The organism is Agrobacterium leguminum, assembly GCF_005144435.2.
Taxonomy (GTDB): domain Bacteria; phylum Pseudomonadota; class Alphaproteobacteria; order Rhizobiales; family Rhizobiaceae; genus Agrobacterium; species Agrobacterium leguminum.
In genome coordinates, this window is record NZ_CP120211.1 from 1,167,115 (window position 1) to 1,181,108 (window position 13,994).

Genomic DNA, 13,994 nt, shown 5'->3' on the forward strand with positions numbered 1-13,994 from the left:
GGCTAGCTCAATTGTTGATAGGTATCTTTCGCGATGGCGTCCATGCGGTCGGATGGCAGGTTGCCGACCAAAGCGCAGCGGATGGTTTCGTCGTCCCAGGAGATGGCCTCCAGCGAACCGAGGCTGGAACGCTGCATGGCGGTGTCGCTCGAATCGGCCGCAGCCACGATATAAAGAGTGACGCGCTGCCCGCTTTTATCCTCATACATCAGCTGGGCGGCGGCGCCTTCGGAGCTGGGAAGAACACGGCCGCCGACAAGTGACAGACCGTGGCGGGTGAGGTCGGGAATGTTCAGTTTGCGGTCCAGCCGTTTCGAAATCCATTTCGGCAGGCTGGAAGCATTCTCCGCATCGGCCCGGATTTCCACCGGATGCAGAACCTCGCTCGCAAACAGCTTATGTGCCTGCGTTGCATCCGCCACGATGGAGTGGGTCGGTTCCGTGACCTGGGACACCAGCCCGCGCCCGAACCAGCCGCCTGTCAAGCCAACGGCCAGAATAAGGATCGATGCCGCCGCCATGTTACGCCAATCGGCGCGCTGCGACCGCAGACGCCGCTCGATGCGGTACACATCGAGACGCTCGGGCAGGGCGTCGGTATCAATAGGGCCGTAGAGAGCCTTCAGCGTCGCATTCTGCTGTTGCCATATCGCGACCTTGCTTGCGTCGGCCGGATTGGAGGCGAGGTGGGCACGAACGGCGTCACGCTGCCTGTCTTCGAGCTGCCCGTCGACATAAGAGATCAGATCGGCTTCGGTTATCTGCGGTTCGCTGCCGGTCATTTTATCACCTTGAGATTTGGCTGGTCTTCCTGGGTCATTCGGGCGAGAGCCGTTCGGGCCCGCCCGAGACGGGACATCAGCGTGCCCTGCGGAATTTCAAGAACATCTGCCGCTTCCGCATAACTGAGACCCTCGACGACGACGAGGAGCAGGGCCTCGCGATGTTCGCCGGAAAGCTTTTCAATAGCGCGGGCCATTTCGGCAAGCGCAATCCGGCCCGTCTGCGCCGCCGGCACGAACAGCTGTTCCGCAACATCGTCAATCGGGATTTGCGAGGGCCGGCGATTGCGGCCGCGCAGATTGTTGCGGTAGACGTTGACGAGCACCCGGTACAACCACGGACGCAACGGTCCCTGCGGTTTCCACAGCGCCTTTTTACGGATCGCTCTCTCCAGACAGTCCTGGACGAGATCGTCAGCCGTGTCACGGTCATGCGTGAGCGCATTCGCGTAGCGGCGAAGCGCTGGTATGCAACTCGTCATCTCATCCAGAAAATCCGGCATGGATACTATTCCTTGGCAATGTGCCAGACGCCGCCGACGCCATCGCCCGTGACATCGCCGGGCTTCCTGTCCATCTGCCAGCGATAGAGCGGCTTTCCGTCATGCGACCATTGCATCGTACCATCTTTGCGGGAGATTGGTTTATAGTCGCCATCCGCCCTGTCGGTTTTCGAGGCGGCGAGGGGCGGCCATTTCTTTGCGCAGCCGTCGTAGCAGACCGATGCGCCATTGGTATCATTGTCGAACGTATAGAGGGTCATGCCCTTGGCGTCGGTCAGGATCGTGCCTTTGGTCGTTGCCTTTTCAACCACGGCGCCACCGGCATAGGGTTCGGCTAGGGCAGCTGTGGCGGCAAGCGCTACAACGCCGGCCAGAACGAAATGATGTGCACGCATGAAGATAATCCTCTGAAGGGTAGCGGATCGGACAACATGCCCGATATTAGAAAAACACCCGCCCGCGGCTTTTAATCCCATCGCCGCTCGATTTTTTGCTGACCCAGCGCCTTTATCTGACGCCCTTCAAATCGATGTCGAATGCAACCGTATTCGAATAGAGCGGTACTCCGACACCCATGCCATAAGGCAGGCGTGCAACATTGCCGGTGACGTGGAAGGTGACGGATCCCTTCTGTTGTTCAACGAATGTCGCGTGAAACGTTTCGGGTCTGGATATGCCTCTGGCTGTCAATATGCCTTCAACCACCGCGCTGCGCGGCCCGTCCTGCGTAACGCGGCTGGAGCGAAACACGATCTGCGGATAAACGGCGATATTGAAGACCGCGCTGGATCGCAGGAAGTTTTCCACCCGTTCTTGCCCGGTTTGGACACTAGAAGGGTTGAGACTGATTTCCACGTAAGACCTGGCCGGCTGGTCCGGGTCGATGTCGAAGCGACCGGAAATATCAGGAATTGTGCCCTTGATCCCAGGGCCGGCAACCTGCGCAATTGAAAAGCGGATGTGAGAGGCCGGATCGATACGATAGCGTCCGGCCGCCGACGAGAATGGACTGGCAGAGACCGGCGAGCAAACCAATGTCAGGATAAGGAGAGTGATGGAGTGGAAATATTTCACGGCGCAAGCTCCTTGATGAGTAGTCGCACTCAGGAGAACACCACAGGAAGAGGTTTAATCCGCACCACGCCGGCAGATCGTCAAAATCCCGTCCATAGGGGAAGACCAGCGTTCTCGGCGCTGGGAAAACACCCGTCAGGGAGCTAGATTCAATCCACAAACAATAATCGCATAAGATAGATTATGGAACTAATTTGATGATGTAGTTCCGGATTTGTGTGGCTATTGCTGGTTATATACGTCGCTGCACGATCTAGCCATGGCTGGTTCAACGCCTCGAAAGCCCGGGAATATCTTCTCCTGCCGCAATCGAACCGATCATATGGTTCAGGGATTGAAAAGCACGAAGCGTTGAACCGAACCCAGCCCGTCAGATTGATTTTAGCGAAACACGTTTCTCAAGTTCATCTGCCAACTCTTTGCGTTCGCTATATCTATCTGTGAGATAGCTGGAAGCGTCACGCGTCAGCAGCGTGAATTTCACCAGTTCCTCGCAGACATCCACGATCCGGTCATAATAGGATGACGGCTTCATCCGGCCTTCCGCGTCGAATTCCTGATACGCCCTTGCCACCGAGGACTGGTTGGGAATGGTGATCATCCGCATCCATCGGCCGAGAATTCGCATCTGGTTCACGGCGTTGAAGGACTGGCTGCCGCCGGACACTTCCATGACGGCGAGCGTCTTGCCCTGTGTCGGCCGTACAGAACCGATCGCAAGAGGAATCCAGTCGATCTGCGACTTCATGATGCCGGTCATTGCGCCATGGCGTTCCGGGCTTACCCAGACCTGTCCTTCCGACCACTCTGAAAGTTCACGCAGTTCCCGCACCTTGGCATGGCTGGCCGGTGCTTCATCGGGCAAAGGCAGGCCCTTCGGATTGAATATCCGAACCTCGCAACCGAGCCGTTCGAGCAGCCGCCCAGCCTCGAATGCCAGCAGACGGCTATAGGACACCTCACGCAGCGAGCCGTAAAGGATCAGGATGCGTGGTTTGTGGGTCGAAAACGCCGGACGCAGAGCCTCCGGGTCAATGCTGTGCAGGCGATGCCCCTGCAACGCGGGAAACCTGTCAGACAATGCGCTTTCCTTCATTATTGAGAACCTGCTCGCCATCCTCCTTGAAGAACGGTCCTTTGAAAGTGTCCGGCAGAATATCCAGCACGACCTCTGAAGGACGGGCGAGCCTGGTGCCGAGCGGTGTCACGACGAAAGGGCGATTGATAAGGATCGGCGTTTCCATCATCGCATCGAGCAACTGATCGTCAGTCAGGTCCGGATTGTCGAGACCGAGCTCGGCATAAGGCGTCCCCTTCTCGCGCATGGCTTCGCGCACCGTCAGGCCCGCATCCGCAATCATTCTTGCGAGATTTTCGCGTGTCGGCGGTTCCCGCAGATATTCGATCACGGTCGGATCGATCCCTGCCGCGCGGATCAGCGCCAGCGTGTTGCGCGACGTCCCGCAGGACGGGTTGTGATAGATGGTGGCGTCCATGGTCACTGCCTTTCGGTCATTATGGTTCGGGAAACGGCGGGCGCAGCCTCATACCAGCCCTTCGAGCGGTTCACGATCCAGACGACCGAAAGCATGACCGGAACTTCGATGAGGACGCCGACAACGGTTGCCAGCGCCGCACCTGACTGAAAGCCGAACAGGCTGATGGCGGCCGCGACCGCGAGTTCGAAGAAGTTGCTGGCGCCAATGAGTGCGGAAGGCCCGGCGACGCAATGGCGCTCACCCGTCATGCGGTTCAGGAGGTAGGCAAGCCCCGAATTCAGATAGACCTGGATGAGGATGGGAATGGCGAGCAGGCCGATGATGGCGGGCTGGGCGATGATTTGCTCGCCCTGAAAGGCGAAGAGAAGAATGAGTGTCGCGAGCAGCGCCGCCAGAGAAACCGGCTGCAGCTTTGCCAGAAGGTAATCCAGCATCCGTGACGTGCCGTCAGTCATGAGCCGATGCCTGATCAGCTGCGCAAGGATGACCGGAACGACAATATAGAGCGCAACGGAGAGAACAAGCGTATCCCAGGGCACGGTAATGGCGGAAAGGCCGAGCAGCAGGCCGACCACGGGAGCAAAGGCCACGACCATGATCGCATCGTTGAGCGCGACCTGCGACAGCGTAAACAGCGGCTCACCGCGTGTAAGGTTGCTCCAGACGAAGACCATGGCGGTGCATGGAGCCGCAGCAAGGATGATCAACCCGGCGACATAGGAGTCGATCTCACCAGCCGGAAGATAAGGCCGGAACAGCCAGCCGATGAAAAACCAGCCGAGCAGCGCCATCGAGAACGGCTTGACGGCCCAGTTGATGAACAACGTCACGCCAATGCCGCGCCAGAACATGCCGACCTGCGAAAGAGAGCGGAAATCGATCTTGAGCAGCATCGGAATGATCATCAGCCAGATCAGGATCGCGACCGGAATATTTACTTTTGCGATCTCGGCCGCGGCGATGAGCTGAAAGACGCCGGGCATCAAATGACCGAGCGCGACACCGGCGACGATGCACAGAAACACCCAGACCGTCAGATATCGTTCGAACAAGGACATCAGGCCGACTTTCCTTCAGGATTGGTGGTTCCATCCAACGCACCGATCTGTCGAAGCTGCGTTTCCAGCGCCATCCGATCGATGGATTGCAGGGGCAGGCTGACGAAAGCCGCGATCCTGTTCTTGAGGAAACGCGCGGCCTGCGCGAAGGCGCGCTGAACCTCGATCTCCGAGCCAACCGCAGCGGCGGGATCCTCTATCCCCCAATGGGCCGTCATCGGATGGCCGATCCAGACCGGACAGGCTTCGCCGGCGGCGCTGTCGCACACCGTGAAGATGAAATCCATCCGCGGCGCATCAGGCCCGGCAAACACGTCCCAGCTTTTCGAGGTGAAGCCGCCGGTAGGATACCCCAGCAGCGCCAGTTCCTTCAGCGCGTGAGGATTTACCTCTCCCTTCGGCTGGCTGCCGGCCGAATAGGCATTGAACCTCCCCTCACCCTCCTTGGCGAGAATGGATTCGGCAAGAATGGAGCGAGCGGAATTGCCCGTGCACAAAAAGAGCACGTTATAGATCTTGTCGGTCATGGTTTCGGTCCGTGGTTAGATCGGTGGTCTGGCAAGCCCCGCGATCGAAGCAGAAGAGATGGTGGATACCAGCCCGGCGGCGTTTATGACGGCTTCGCCTGCGGGCTGCAGCAGGGTGTCAGTTCTGCAATCAAAGGCGCACAAAGCTCGGTCGAACCACCGCAGCAATCCTTCAGCAAAAACAGGGTCAGCAGGCGCAACCCGTCAAGATCGGCGCGATAGATGATAGACCGGCTCTGCCGCTCACTCTTGACCAGACCGGCCCGGGAAAGCGTGGCGAGATGCGCCGACATCGTGTTCTGGGGAACGTCGACAAGACGCGCAAGCTCACCGGCCGGAATGCCATCCGGCTCGTGGCGCACGAGTAGCCGGAAGGTCTCCAGTCGGGTAGATTGGGCGAGCGCGCCGAGCGCGGTTATTGCACTACTGTTATCCATATATCCAGAATAATGGATATATTGAATGTGTCAAGTGACGGATATCGTCATGGTCGACAGGCCGGGCGAAGAAATTCCCCTCGCCCTGCCCCTGCAAGCGCTTGAACCAGCTTCGCGTCATAAAGCCGCGACACGACCGTCCTTGAGACCGCAGTCCGGTTTTCCGGGACTATTCGGTACGGGCCTATGCCCCAGCCGTTGCCGGCGTCGGACATCGTCCGGTTTGATCCGCTGCATTGGAATATTGCCGTGCCGACAGGAAGCGGCCGATGATCAGATGCATCATCTCGGCCTCTTTCAGGGGCTGGAAATCGGGATCGACCGCCAGACGCGAGAAAACACCGTCTATCAACGCGGCGATCCACGTGGCGGCGCGCTCGGCGTCGAGATTGGCGTCGATCTGTCCCCGTTCCATTCCCTTGCGCACGAGATCGGCGATGCCCGCGCGAATTTCCTGGTCGGCGGTGCGTACAAGCGCATGAATGGCTGGATTGCGAATGGCTTCGGAAGCGATTTCCAGCACCAGCCGGGCATAGGTCGGATCGGTCGCAAGCTCCAGCGAGGCATCGACGAAACCCAAAATCGCACCGAACTGATCGTCCGCCGCGCCGAGTTCGGCGAAATAGTCAGCGGTTTCCCGTCGCTCTTCGGCAACGATCGTTTCGATGATCGCTTCCTTGCTGTCGAAATAATGGAAGAGATTGCCGGAGCTCATGCCGACCGCCGCGCAAATCTGCGCCGTGGTGGTCTGGTGAAAGCCGTTTTGCGCGAAGCAGGTAATGGCGGCCTCGAGAATCTGCTGCCGCTTGGCTTCATGCTTGGCTGGATCCAGCTTGCGGGCCATGATTGCTCCCATAAATTAATTGAGCACTTAGTCCATTAATTATATCATGATCGCCTGTCAATCTGACTTACCCGTAAAAGGCGAATTGGTAGCGGAGAAGCACCCACCCAGACCGGATTTTCGGTTGCCAGGCGTATACTCCGGCACACGAGCGGGTTTGATTGCATCGCAAAAGAACAGGTGGCCGCCCGCTCATGGCGGCGATTTCGCCAGCGCGCGTGCAGCCGGGCTGAAGAAAACCCAGAACACCAGCAGGCAGAGCGTGGCGGTGAGCCCCCACAAGAACCAGACGGCGCCAACGGCTTCCAGACCGAAACCGGCGATCAGCACGGCAAGCGGCGTCGCCATCATCGCAATCGCCGCCGTGGTTCCAAGCACGCTGCCGCGGATCGCGGCCGGCGCGCGCTTCAGAAACATCGCATTGGCGAGCGGGCCGAGCGCGCCGGTGGAAAGACCGATCAGAGCCGCCGCGATGAGCAGCAAGGGACCGCTCTGAAGGAAAGCGATGAGGCCGATGGAAAACGTCGCGCCGGATATGCCGGCGAGCAGCACGGCCCGTCCGTTCCAGGAGTGGCCGCGAATGGCGAAAACCACCGCCGACAAAGCCGCTCCTGCCCCGGAGACCGAAAGAAACAGCCCGAGATCGAGGACATCCGCGCCGCTGGCCTTGAACAGCACCGGCAGGACAACGGCGTTGAGCGCCCCGAAAACCGCGAGCATCACCATGGCGACGATAAGCAGGAGACGCAGAAGCGGCTCCGCCAGCAGAAAGCGCAGACCCGCAAATGTCGCATCGCCGCTATCCGTGCCGGCGGATTTGCGCCGATGGCGCGGCAGGCAGACCGCGCCGATCATGGCGGCGAGCAGCGAACAGGCCGCCGTGATCATCAAGGCATATTCCATCCCGAGAGCGGCAATGGCGATGCCCGCGACCGGCGGGCCGAAAATCATCGCCGCATTTTCGAGCAATTCATCTATCGAGGTGACCCGCTCGATCGGCATCCGGGCGATGCGGGCAAGTTCCGGCACCCTTGCATCATGGGCGATCATACCCGGTCCGTCGAGCAGCGCCCCGACCACGATCAGGCCGAGCAGAAGGCCGATATCCATCTGCCCCGCCATCATGAGAAAGGGAATGGCCGCGACACTCAGCGCGCTGGCAAGATCGGCGGTAACCGCAACGATGCGCGAACCGAAACGGTCGACGACAGGGCCGCCGCAGAAAGCGCCGATAACCAGCGGTATCATGCCCGCCGCCGCCGCTATCCCTGTCCAGGCGGCATTGCCGGTCAGGGAAAGCACGATCCACGGCAGCGCAACGGCCGCCACCGCATTGCCGAAAAGCGACAGGCCTCCGGCAAGGATGACGCCATAAAGCGGCGCACGACGATGCGGAAGACTAAGCCCGCGAAACCCGGCCCCCGAAACCGTTTCGAGTTCACCACAGGACATCGCAAGAGGCATCGTCTCAACCGTGCTGCTGTCTGAAGGCATCGCACTCTCCAAGTTTCATCGGCTCCCGGCGCTGCCGGTAAGGATGAAGGCAGTAAAATATCTGGCCACTCGGGCTTCAGGACCGGACGGGTGCGAACATGTCCCACCTCGCCTTCCCCGACAGGCTCTTTCCGGCTTGGAATTTAATTAATTAAGTAGTCAGTCTATTTATTGCGGTGAATGTTTTTTTGTCAAGCGGGCACTGAGAAAAATGACATGACAGCGAAAAATGCCGTGCGGGATCACATGTTCAGTGCCGCCAGGATGCTGGGCCAGAAGCTGACTCTGGTGGAGTTGTTGTGCATCACATACGCGACAAATTGGCTCCCCAGGCTGGAGCCGTTCCTCCGCCCTCGTTCCTGTGTCGGTCACAGGAATCCGGCCGATGCGCGTCTGCGCGGCGAAAAGACCGTTCGCGATCAAGGATTAAAAGCAATGAAACTAGATTATAAAAAATATAATTATATCAATAGACAAAACTGATAGTCTCATGCAATTTCAAAACTCGCCTGACGCCTCCCGGCGTCTCAAATCCAGTTCTTCGCTATAGCGCCTCAGCGTATGGCTTTCGGTAAGCAATCCGACAGGCCGATTTTCGATCTTGTCATTGACGACAACCAGCGCTTCGCTCTCCGCCGCATCGAAGGCTGCCGCCGCCTGACGGGCATTCATGGTCGGCAGCAACACATCGTTCTTGTATTGCAGATAGGTTTCGAGGCTGATTTTGCTGGGGTCGCGATCCATCGGGTCGGCGTAGATTTCTGGCACCAGGACGATGCCGGCATAACGCCCGTCATCATGGGTCATGATTACCCGTTGCGTCGAACCGAGCGGGAACTTCTCCTTGAAGGCCGCAAGGCCCATGCTGACATTGGCCTTGCGAATATCGGCGCGCATCATCCTGCCGACCGTCAGGTCGCGGATCCAGCCGATATCATGGGCGCTGCGAATGCTCTCGCCCCGCAGGTGAAAACGCCAGGTGGCGAAGGAGTAACCGAAGGTGGTGCGCACCACCAGCGAGGTGGTGATGACGGCGGCAAGCACCAGCGCCGTGATCTGGAAGTCGCCAGTCAGTTCCAGCGCCAGAAACGTCATCGTCAGCGGACCGCCGATGATGGCGGCGGCGAAGGCGCTCATGCCGATCACGGCATAGACGATGGGCGCTGTCGACCCATAACCGATATAGGGTGCGCAGAGCGCGAAAATCTTGCCGAGCAGCGAGCCCATGAACAGCGACGCGAAAAACAGGCCACCGCGGAAATTCGAACCGATGGAAATGGCGCTGGCCGCCGCTTTCAGCAGGAACAGCCCGGCCACCCCGTATATCGTCAGTTCCGCATCGATATTGAGATGCAGCGCGCCATGGCCGCTCGACAGCACCTGCGGTGAAATCAGCGCAAGTCCGCCCACCGCCACGCCGCCGATGGCGGGACGCAGCCAGCCCGGAATGGCGCTTTTGCGTGCGGTTTCTTCGATGAAGGACACCGCCTGCATCAGCACGATGCCGATGGCCGCACATACGACGCCGAGAAAGATGGCGGGCACATAATCGGCCGGTGTTACACGGCTGGCATCGACAATATCGATCGAGATGCCGTGACCGCCGATGATCCCGATGACCGTCGTCGCCACCAGTGCCGAGACGATGAGCGGCGCAAGCGTCACCACGGTATAGGTGCCGATGATGAGTTCGATGGCGTAGAACGCCCCGGTCAGAGGCGCATTGAAGGCAGCAGCAATCGCACCCGCCGCACCGCAGCCGACAAGGATACGCATGTCCCCTCGCCGCAGTTTCAGCTTGATGCCGATCTTCGAGGCGACGCCGCTGGCGATCTGGGTGTAACCGGCCTCAAGCCCAACGGACGCGCCAAAACCGTTGGAGACGATATTCTGCACGCAGACGATAATGCTGTCCGTCAGCGACAGGCGGCCACCATGCAGCGCATTCGCCTCGATGGGGTCGACCATGGGTTTCTTGCGGGTCTTCGAAAGGATGAAGATGATCAGCCCGAGCACGATGCCGCCGATGATCGGGCCGGCAAGCACGATCCGTCCGGAAAGATCGCTGCTGCTCAGCCGCTCGACGCCGAAAACCAGCATATGCAACGCCGTGCTCAAGGCGCCGATCAACGCCACCAGAAGGCCCGCCGCAATGCCGATGAAGACGGCAAGGAGCACCAGTCCCAGCTCGCCGCGCCGGAACATCGCCCGCAGGCGACTGGCGCGCAGATTGTCGAAGAAGCTCGCCATACTGGGTGCACGGAAAGGCTTGGTCGACATGCTGTTCCTTTTCAGGCGGCGTCAGGCTGCTTCGATCTCGATCTCGAAACGCATCTGATCATAAGCCGGTTCGACATGATCAGGCGTTTCCCGCATCACCGTCTCATAATCGAGCGGAATATGCATGTGGGTCAAGATCGCCCTTTTGGGTGCGAATCTTTCGATCCAGCCAAGCGCCTGTTCCAGCGAAAGATGGCTGGGGTGATAACGGTGCTGCAGCGCGTCGATGACGAGGACATCAAGACCGGCAAGCTTCGGTAGGCTTTCTGCCGGAAAATCGCTGACATCGGTGCAATAGGCGACGTCACCGATGCGGAAGCCCAGCGAATGCACATCGCCATGCTGCTGCATGTGCACGTTGAATGGGATCGGCCCGCCTGCCCCATCGATGATCAGCGCCGCGTCGATATCGGCGATGATCCGCGGTTCGACGATGGGCGGATAGCTGCTGCCCGGCGGGGTCTCCAGGCAATAGGCGAAACCGTCCTTTATCCGCGCCATGGTAATGGGATCGGCATAGATCGGAATGCGGTTTTGCTGAAGGGCGAAATAGATGCGCAGATCGTCGATACCGTGCAGATGGTCGGCATGGGCATGGGTGTAAAGCACCGCATCGACCGCCTCCACCTTCGCCGCGATCATCTGTTCGCGAAAATCCGGGCCGGTATCGATGACGACAGTCGTCCTGCCGCCATCCGGGCCGATCTGCTCCACCATGAAGGCCGTTCGCGTGCGCCGGTTCTTCGGGTTTTCGGGATCGCAGGCGCCCCAGTCGCCGTTGATGCGCGGCACGCCGGGCGACGACGCGCAACCGAGAACCGTGAAGCGACGACGGTAGATTGCCACACCTACACCCTTGTCATCTTGGAAAAGCAGCGGAAGGCGTTTTCGGTGGTGATTTCGGCCATGCGCTCATAAGAAACGCCATGCACCTCGGCCAGAACCTCAGCGGTATTGACCACATAGGAAGGCTCGTTGCGCTTTCCCCGCCAGCGCTTCGGCGCAAGATAGGGCGCGTCCGTTTCCACCAGCAGCCGGTCTAGCGGCACGGTGGCGGCGATATCGCGGATATCCTGCGATTTCGGGAAAGTCAGAATGCCGGAAAAGGAGACATAGCCGCCAAGCTCGACACCGGTTTTCGCCAGCTCGGGACCGGCGGAAAAGCAGTGGAGGATGAACGGGAAGGCACCTTTGTCGCTTTCCTGGCGCAAAATCGCGGCCATATCGTCATCGGCGCTGCGGCTGTGGATGACAAGCGGCAGCTTCGTTCGTCTTGCGGCCTCGATGTGGCGAATGAGGCCGGTCTTCTGGTCTTCCGGCTTCTGCGTATCGTAGAAATAATCCAGACCCGCCTCGCCGATCGCCACGATCTTGTCATGGCTCTCCGCCAGCCGCACAAGCTCGTCGGCGGAAATATCCAGTTCCTCATCGGCATTGTTCGGATGCGTGCCGACCGAACAGAAGACCGACGGATATTTTTCCGTGATCTTCAAAAGTTCGGGCAACCGGCGCACCCGGGTCGAGATCGTCACCATCTGACTCACACCAGAAGCATGGGCGCGGGCGATGATATCGTCGCGCTCAGCCTCGAAATCGGGAAAATCCAGATGGCAATGCGTATCGATCAGCATGGGTCTCGCCTTCACGCTTCCGGTGCGACGTAACGCGGGAAGACCGGCTTCGGTGCTTCCAGCGGCGTGCCCGGAACCAGACGGCCCGCTTCGCCGAGTGCTGTAAAATCACGTTTGTCGGCAGGGGCAGCAACGAGATCCAGCAGCTTCTCGCAGGATTCCGGCATGAAGGGTTGCAGGAGAATGCCGATCTGGCGCACCACTTCCGCCGTAACGTAAAGCACGGTGCCCATGCGCTCGGGATCGGTCTTCTTCAGCGCCCACGGCTCCTGCGAGGCGAAATAGCGGTCGGTTTCCGAGACGACGGCGATGATAGCCGCAAGCGCGCGGTGGATCAGCTGCTTGCCCATTTCCTCGCGGCAAATCTCAAGCAGCCCGTCGGCGGAGGCGAGCATCGCCTTATCTTCTTCGGTGAACTCACCGGGCGTCGGGATCTGACCATCGCAATTCTTGACGATCATCGACAGCGAACGGCTGGCGAGATTGCCGATTCCATTGGCAAGATCGGCATTGATGCGGGTGGCGATGCCCTCTTCGCTATAGCTGCCGTCCTGGCCGAAGGAGACTTCGCGCAGGAAGAAATAACGGACCTGATCGAGACCGAAATGGTTCACCAGATTGGCCGGATCGACGACGTTGCCGAGCGACTTCGACATCTTCTCGCCCTTGTTGAGCAGGAAGCCATGCGCATAGACCCGCTTGGGCAGCGGCAGCTTCGCGCTCATCAGGAAGGCGGGCCAGTAAACCGCGTGGAAGCGGATAATGTCCTTGCCGATGATATGCACGTCGGCGGGCCAATATTTGGCACGCGGGCCGTTTTTATCCTCGATGTAACCCGTGGCGGTGATGTAGTTGGTCAGCGCATCGACCCAAACATACATGACGTGTTTTGGATCGTTCGGAACCTTGATGCCCCAGTCGAAGGTGGTGCGGGAAATCGACAGGTCTTTCAGACCGGATTTGACGAAGGAGATGATTTCGTTGCGGCGTTCTGCCGGGCCGATGAACTCCGGGTTCTCCTCATAGAGCTTCAGCAGCTTGTCCTGATATTCGGAGAGCTTGAAGAAGTAGCTTTCCTCCTCCACCCACTCGACCGGCGTGCCCTGCGGCCCGTAACGAACGCCGTCAGCGCGCACTTCCGTTTCGTCCTCGGCGTAATAGGCCTCGTCGCGCACGGAATACCAGCCGGCATAGCTGTCCTTGTAGATGTCGCCGCTGTCGGCCATCAGGTTCCAGATATTGCGCGAGGTCTCGTGGTGACGTTCTTCCGTGGTGCGGATGAAATCGTCGTTCGAGGCGTTGAGCAGCTTGCCCATCGCGCGGAACTGGTCGGAATTGCGCTCAGCCAGTTCCTCCGGCGAAATGCCTTCCGCACGCGCCGTCTGCTGCATCTTCTGGCCGTGTTCGTCGGTGCCGGTCAGGAAGAACACATCCATTCCATCCAGGCGCTGAAAGCGTGCCATGGCGTCCGTCGCAATCAACTCATAGGCATGACCGATATGTGGCTTGCCGTTAGGATAAGAGATCGCGGTGGTGATGTAGAATGGTGTCTTGTCTGTCATGACGGTCTATCGACTTTACAGGCTGTTTTTTGGATAGACCGCTCTTAAACCATTGTTCGCAGCAGCGAAAGAAAAAGCGTACGTTTTGTACGACAGCCTGCAGACAAATTGGATTTGGCGAGCGCTTGGCATCCGCACTACCGTCACCCCGGACTGGATCCGGGGTCCAGCGCGATCAAGTCCTTGATCGCAAAAGACTCTCTTCACGGCACGGACGCGCCGTGGCTGGATGCCGGATCCAGTCCGGCATGACGGAGGAGAATTTATGCACCGTCGAATCGTACATTCCGTACGATCCCTCGC

The 13,994-nt window shown here is 59.2% G+C and carries 16 protein-coding genes; 1 reads left to right on the forward strand and 15 read right to left on the reverse strand.

Annotated elements, in window-relative coordinates; all coding sequences use genetic code 11:
* Positions 1-2: 2 nt before the first annotated feature.
* The 11 genes from CFBP4996_RS05775 to CFBP4996_RS05825 all read right to left on the reverse strand — a co-directional run bounded on the left by CFBP4996_RS05775 (position 3) and on the right by CFBP4996_RS05825 (position 8,218).
* On the reverse strand, positions 3-782 hold the full coding sequence (locus CFBP4996_RS05775) for an anti-sigma factor family protein (protein ID WP_080852057.1): 780 nt from the start codon (positions 780-782) through the stop codon (positions 3-5).
* Positions 779-1,285, reverse strand: coding sequence for a sigma-70 family RNA polymerase sigma factor (locus CFBP4996_RS05780; RefSeq protein ID WP_080852056.1), 507 nt, complete (start codon positions 1,283-1,285; stop codon positions 779-781). Before CFBP4996_RS05780 ends, CFBP4996_RS05775 begins: the two co-directional genes overlap by 4 nt.
* Positions 1,286-1,290: 5 nt before the next feature.
* Entirely contained in the window at positions 1,291-1,680 is a 390-nt protein-coding gene (locus CFBP4996_RS05785; protein ID WP_080852055.1) for a COG4315 family predicted lipoprotein, read from the reverse strand.
* A 112-nt stretch (positions 1,681-1,792) separates the two neighbouring features.
* Positions 1,793-2,359, reverse strand: coding sequence for a YceI family protein (locus tag CFBP4996_RS05790; RefSeq protein ID WP_080852054.1), 567 nt, complete (start codon positions 2,357-2,359; stop codon positions 1,793-1,795).
* Positions 2,360-2,729: 370 nt separating this feature from the next.
* Entirely contained in the window at positions 2,730-3,458 is a 729-nt protein-coding gene (gene arsH, locus CFBP4996_RS05795; RefSeq protein ID WP_233283555.1) for an arsenical resistance protein ArsH, read from the reverse strand.
* Positions 3,433-3,855 carry an arsenate reductase (glutaredoxin) gene (gene arsC / locus CFBP4996_RS05800; protein WP_080852052.1) on the reverse strand — a complete coding sequence of 141 codons (423 nt, stop codon included), beginning with the start codon at positions 3,853-3,855 and terminating at the stop codon, positions 3,433-3,435. The genes arsH and arsC overlap by 26 nt, the downstream gene beginning before the upstream one ends.
* Before the next feature lie 2 nt (positions 3,856-3,857).
* On the reverse strand, positions 3,858-4,916 hold the full coding sequence (gene arsB, locus CFBP4996_RS05805; RefSeq protein ID WP_080852051.1) for an ACR3 family arsenite efflux transporter: 1,059 nt from the start codon (positions 4,914-4,916) through the stop codon (positions 3,858-3,860).
* The gene (locus CFBP4996_RS05810) at positions 4,916-5,443 is read right to left on the reverse strand and encodes an arsenate reductase ArsC (protein WP_080852050.1); all 528 of its coding nucleotides are present in this window, start codon (positions 5,441-5,443) and stop codon (positions 4,916-4,918) included. Before CFBP4996_RS05810 ends, arsB begins: the two co-directional genes overlap by 1 nt.
* Before the next feature lie 83 nt (positions 5,444-5,526).
* Positions 5,527-5,880 carry an ArsR/SmtB family transcription factor gene (locus CFBP4996_RS05815; protein ID WP_035259343.1) on the reverse strand — a complete coding sequence of 118 codons (354 nt, stop codon included), beginning with the start codon at positions 5,878-5,880 and terminating at the stop codon, positions 5,527-5,529.
* 184 nt (positions 5,881-6,064) lie between these two features.
* Positions 6,065-6,724: a TetR/AcrR family transcriptional regulator gene (locus CFBP4996_RS05820; RefSeq protein ID WP_080852049.1), complete on the reverse strand. Its 660-nt coding sequence runs from the start codon at positions 6,722-6,724 to the stop codon at positions 6,065-6,067.
* A 192-nt stretch (positions 6,725-6,916) separates the two neighbouring features.
* Positions 6,917-8,218 carry an MFS transporter gene (locus tag CFBP4996_RS05825; protein ID WP_080852047.1) on the reverse strand — a complete coding sequence of 434 codons (1,302 nt, stop codon included), beginning with the start codon at positions 8,216-8,218 and terminating at the stop codon, positions 6,917-6,919.
* A gap of 216 nt (positions 8,219-8,434) precedes the next feature.
* On the opposite strand from CFBP4996_RS05825, the gene CFBP4996_RS05830 reads away from it, so the two are divergent.
* Positions 8,435-8,701, forward strand: coding sequence for a hypothetical protein (locus CFBP4996_RS05830; protein ID WP_080852045.1), 267 nt, complete (start codon positions 8,435-8,437; stop codon positions 8,699-8,701).
* A 15-nt stretch (positions 8,702-8,716) separates the two neighbouring features.
* On the opposite strand, the gene CFBP4996_RS05835 is transcribed toward CFBP4996_RS05830, so the two are convergent.
* Genes CFBP4996_RS05835 through metG form a run of 4 tightly spaced genes read right to left on the reverse strand, consistent with a single transcriptional unit; the run spans position 8,717 to position 13,691 of the window.
* The gene (locus CFBP4996_RS05835; RefSeq protein ID WP_080852043.1) at positions 8,717-10,498 is read right to left on the reverse strand and encodes a chloride channel protein; all 1,782 of its coding nucleotides are present in this window, start codon (positions 10,496-10,498) and stop codon (positions 8,717-8,719) included.
* Between the two features lie 21 nt (positions 10,499-10,519).
* Positions 10,520-11,344 (reverse strand): MBL fold metallo-hydrolase, encoded by an 825-nt coding sequence (locus CFBP4996_RS05840; RefSeq protein ID WP_003523686.1) that lies wholly within the window; start codon positions 11,342-11,344, stop codon positions 10,520-10,522.
* A 2-nt stretch (positions 11,345-11,346) separates the two neighbouring features.
* Positions 11,347-12,129: a TatD family hydrolase gene (locus CFBP4996_RS05845; RefSeq protein ID WP_080852041.1), complete on the reverse strand. Its 783-nt coding sequence runs from the start codon at positions 12,127-12,129 to the stop codon at positions 11,347-11,349.
* 11 nt (positions 12,130-12,140) lie between these two features.
* On the reverse strand, positions 12,141-13,691 hold the full coding sequence (gene metG, locus CFBP4996_RS05850; protein WP_080852037.1) for a methionine--tRNA ligase: 1,551 nt from the start codon (positions 13,689-13,691) through the stop codon (positions 12,141-12,143).
* Positions 13,692-13,994 lie beyond the last annotated feature (303 nt).

What these genes read in the sequence shown, in the direction of transcription:
- CFBP4996_RS05775 (WP_080852057.1), bottom strand. Translation starts at nt 782, where the DNA reads ATGACCGGCAGCGAACCGCAGATAACCGAAGCCGATCTGATCTCTTAT.
- CFBP4996_RS05780 (WP_080852056.1), bottom strand. Translation starts at nt 1,285, where the DNA reads ATGCCGGATTTTCTGGATGAGATGACGAGTTGCATACCAGCGCTTCGC.
- CFBP4996_RS05785 (WP_080852055.1), bottom strand. Translation starts at nt 1,680, where the DNA reads ATGCGTGCACATCATTTCGTTCTGGCCGGCGTTGTAGCGCTTGCCGCC.
- arsC (WP_080852052.1), bottom strand. Translation starts at nt 3,855, where the DNA reads ATGGACGCCACCATCTATCACAACCCGTCCTGCGGGACGTCGCGCAAC.
- arsB (WP_080852051.1), bottom strand. Translation starts at nt 4,916, where the DNA reads ATGTCCTTGTTCGAACGATATCTGACGGTCTGGGTGTTTCTGTGCATC.
- CFBP4996_RS05810 (WP_080852050.1), bottom strand. Translation starts at nt 5,443, where the DNA reads ATGACCGACAAGATCTATAACGTGCTCTTTTTGTGCACGGGCAATTCC.
- CFBP4996_RS05815 (WP_035259343.1), bottom strand. Translation starts at nt 5,880, where the DNA reads ATGGATAACAGTAGTGCAATAACCGCGCTCGGCGCGCTCGCCCAATCT.
- CFBP4996_RS05820 (WP_080852049.1), bottom strand. Translation starts at nt 6,724, where the DNA reads ATGGCCCGCAAGCTGGATCCAGCCAAGCATGAAGCCAAGCGGCAGCAG.
- CFBP4996_RS05825 (WP_080852047.1), bottom strand. Translation starts at nt 8,218, where the DNA reads ATGCCTTCAGACAGCAGCACGGTTGAGACGATGCCTCTTGCGATGTCC.
- CFBP4996_RS05830 (WP_080852045.1), top strand. Translation starts at nt 8,435, where the DNA reads ATGACAGCGAAAAATGCCGTGCGGGATCACATGTTCAGTGCCGCCAGG.
- CFBP4996_RS05835 (WP_080852043.1), bottom strand. Translation starts at nt 10,498, where the DNA reads ATGTCGACCAAGCCTTTCCGTGCACCCAGTATGGCGAGCTTCTTCGAC.
- CFBP4996_RS05845 (WP_080852041.1), bottom strand. Translation starts at nt 12,129, where the DNA reads ATGCTGATCGATACGCATTGCCATCTGGATTTTCCCGATTTCGAGGCT.
- metG (WP_080852037.1), bottom strand. Translation starts at nt 13,691, where the DNA reads ATGACAGACAAGACACCATTCTACATCACCACCGCGATCTCTTATCCT.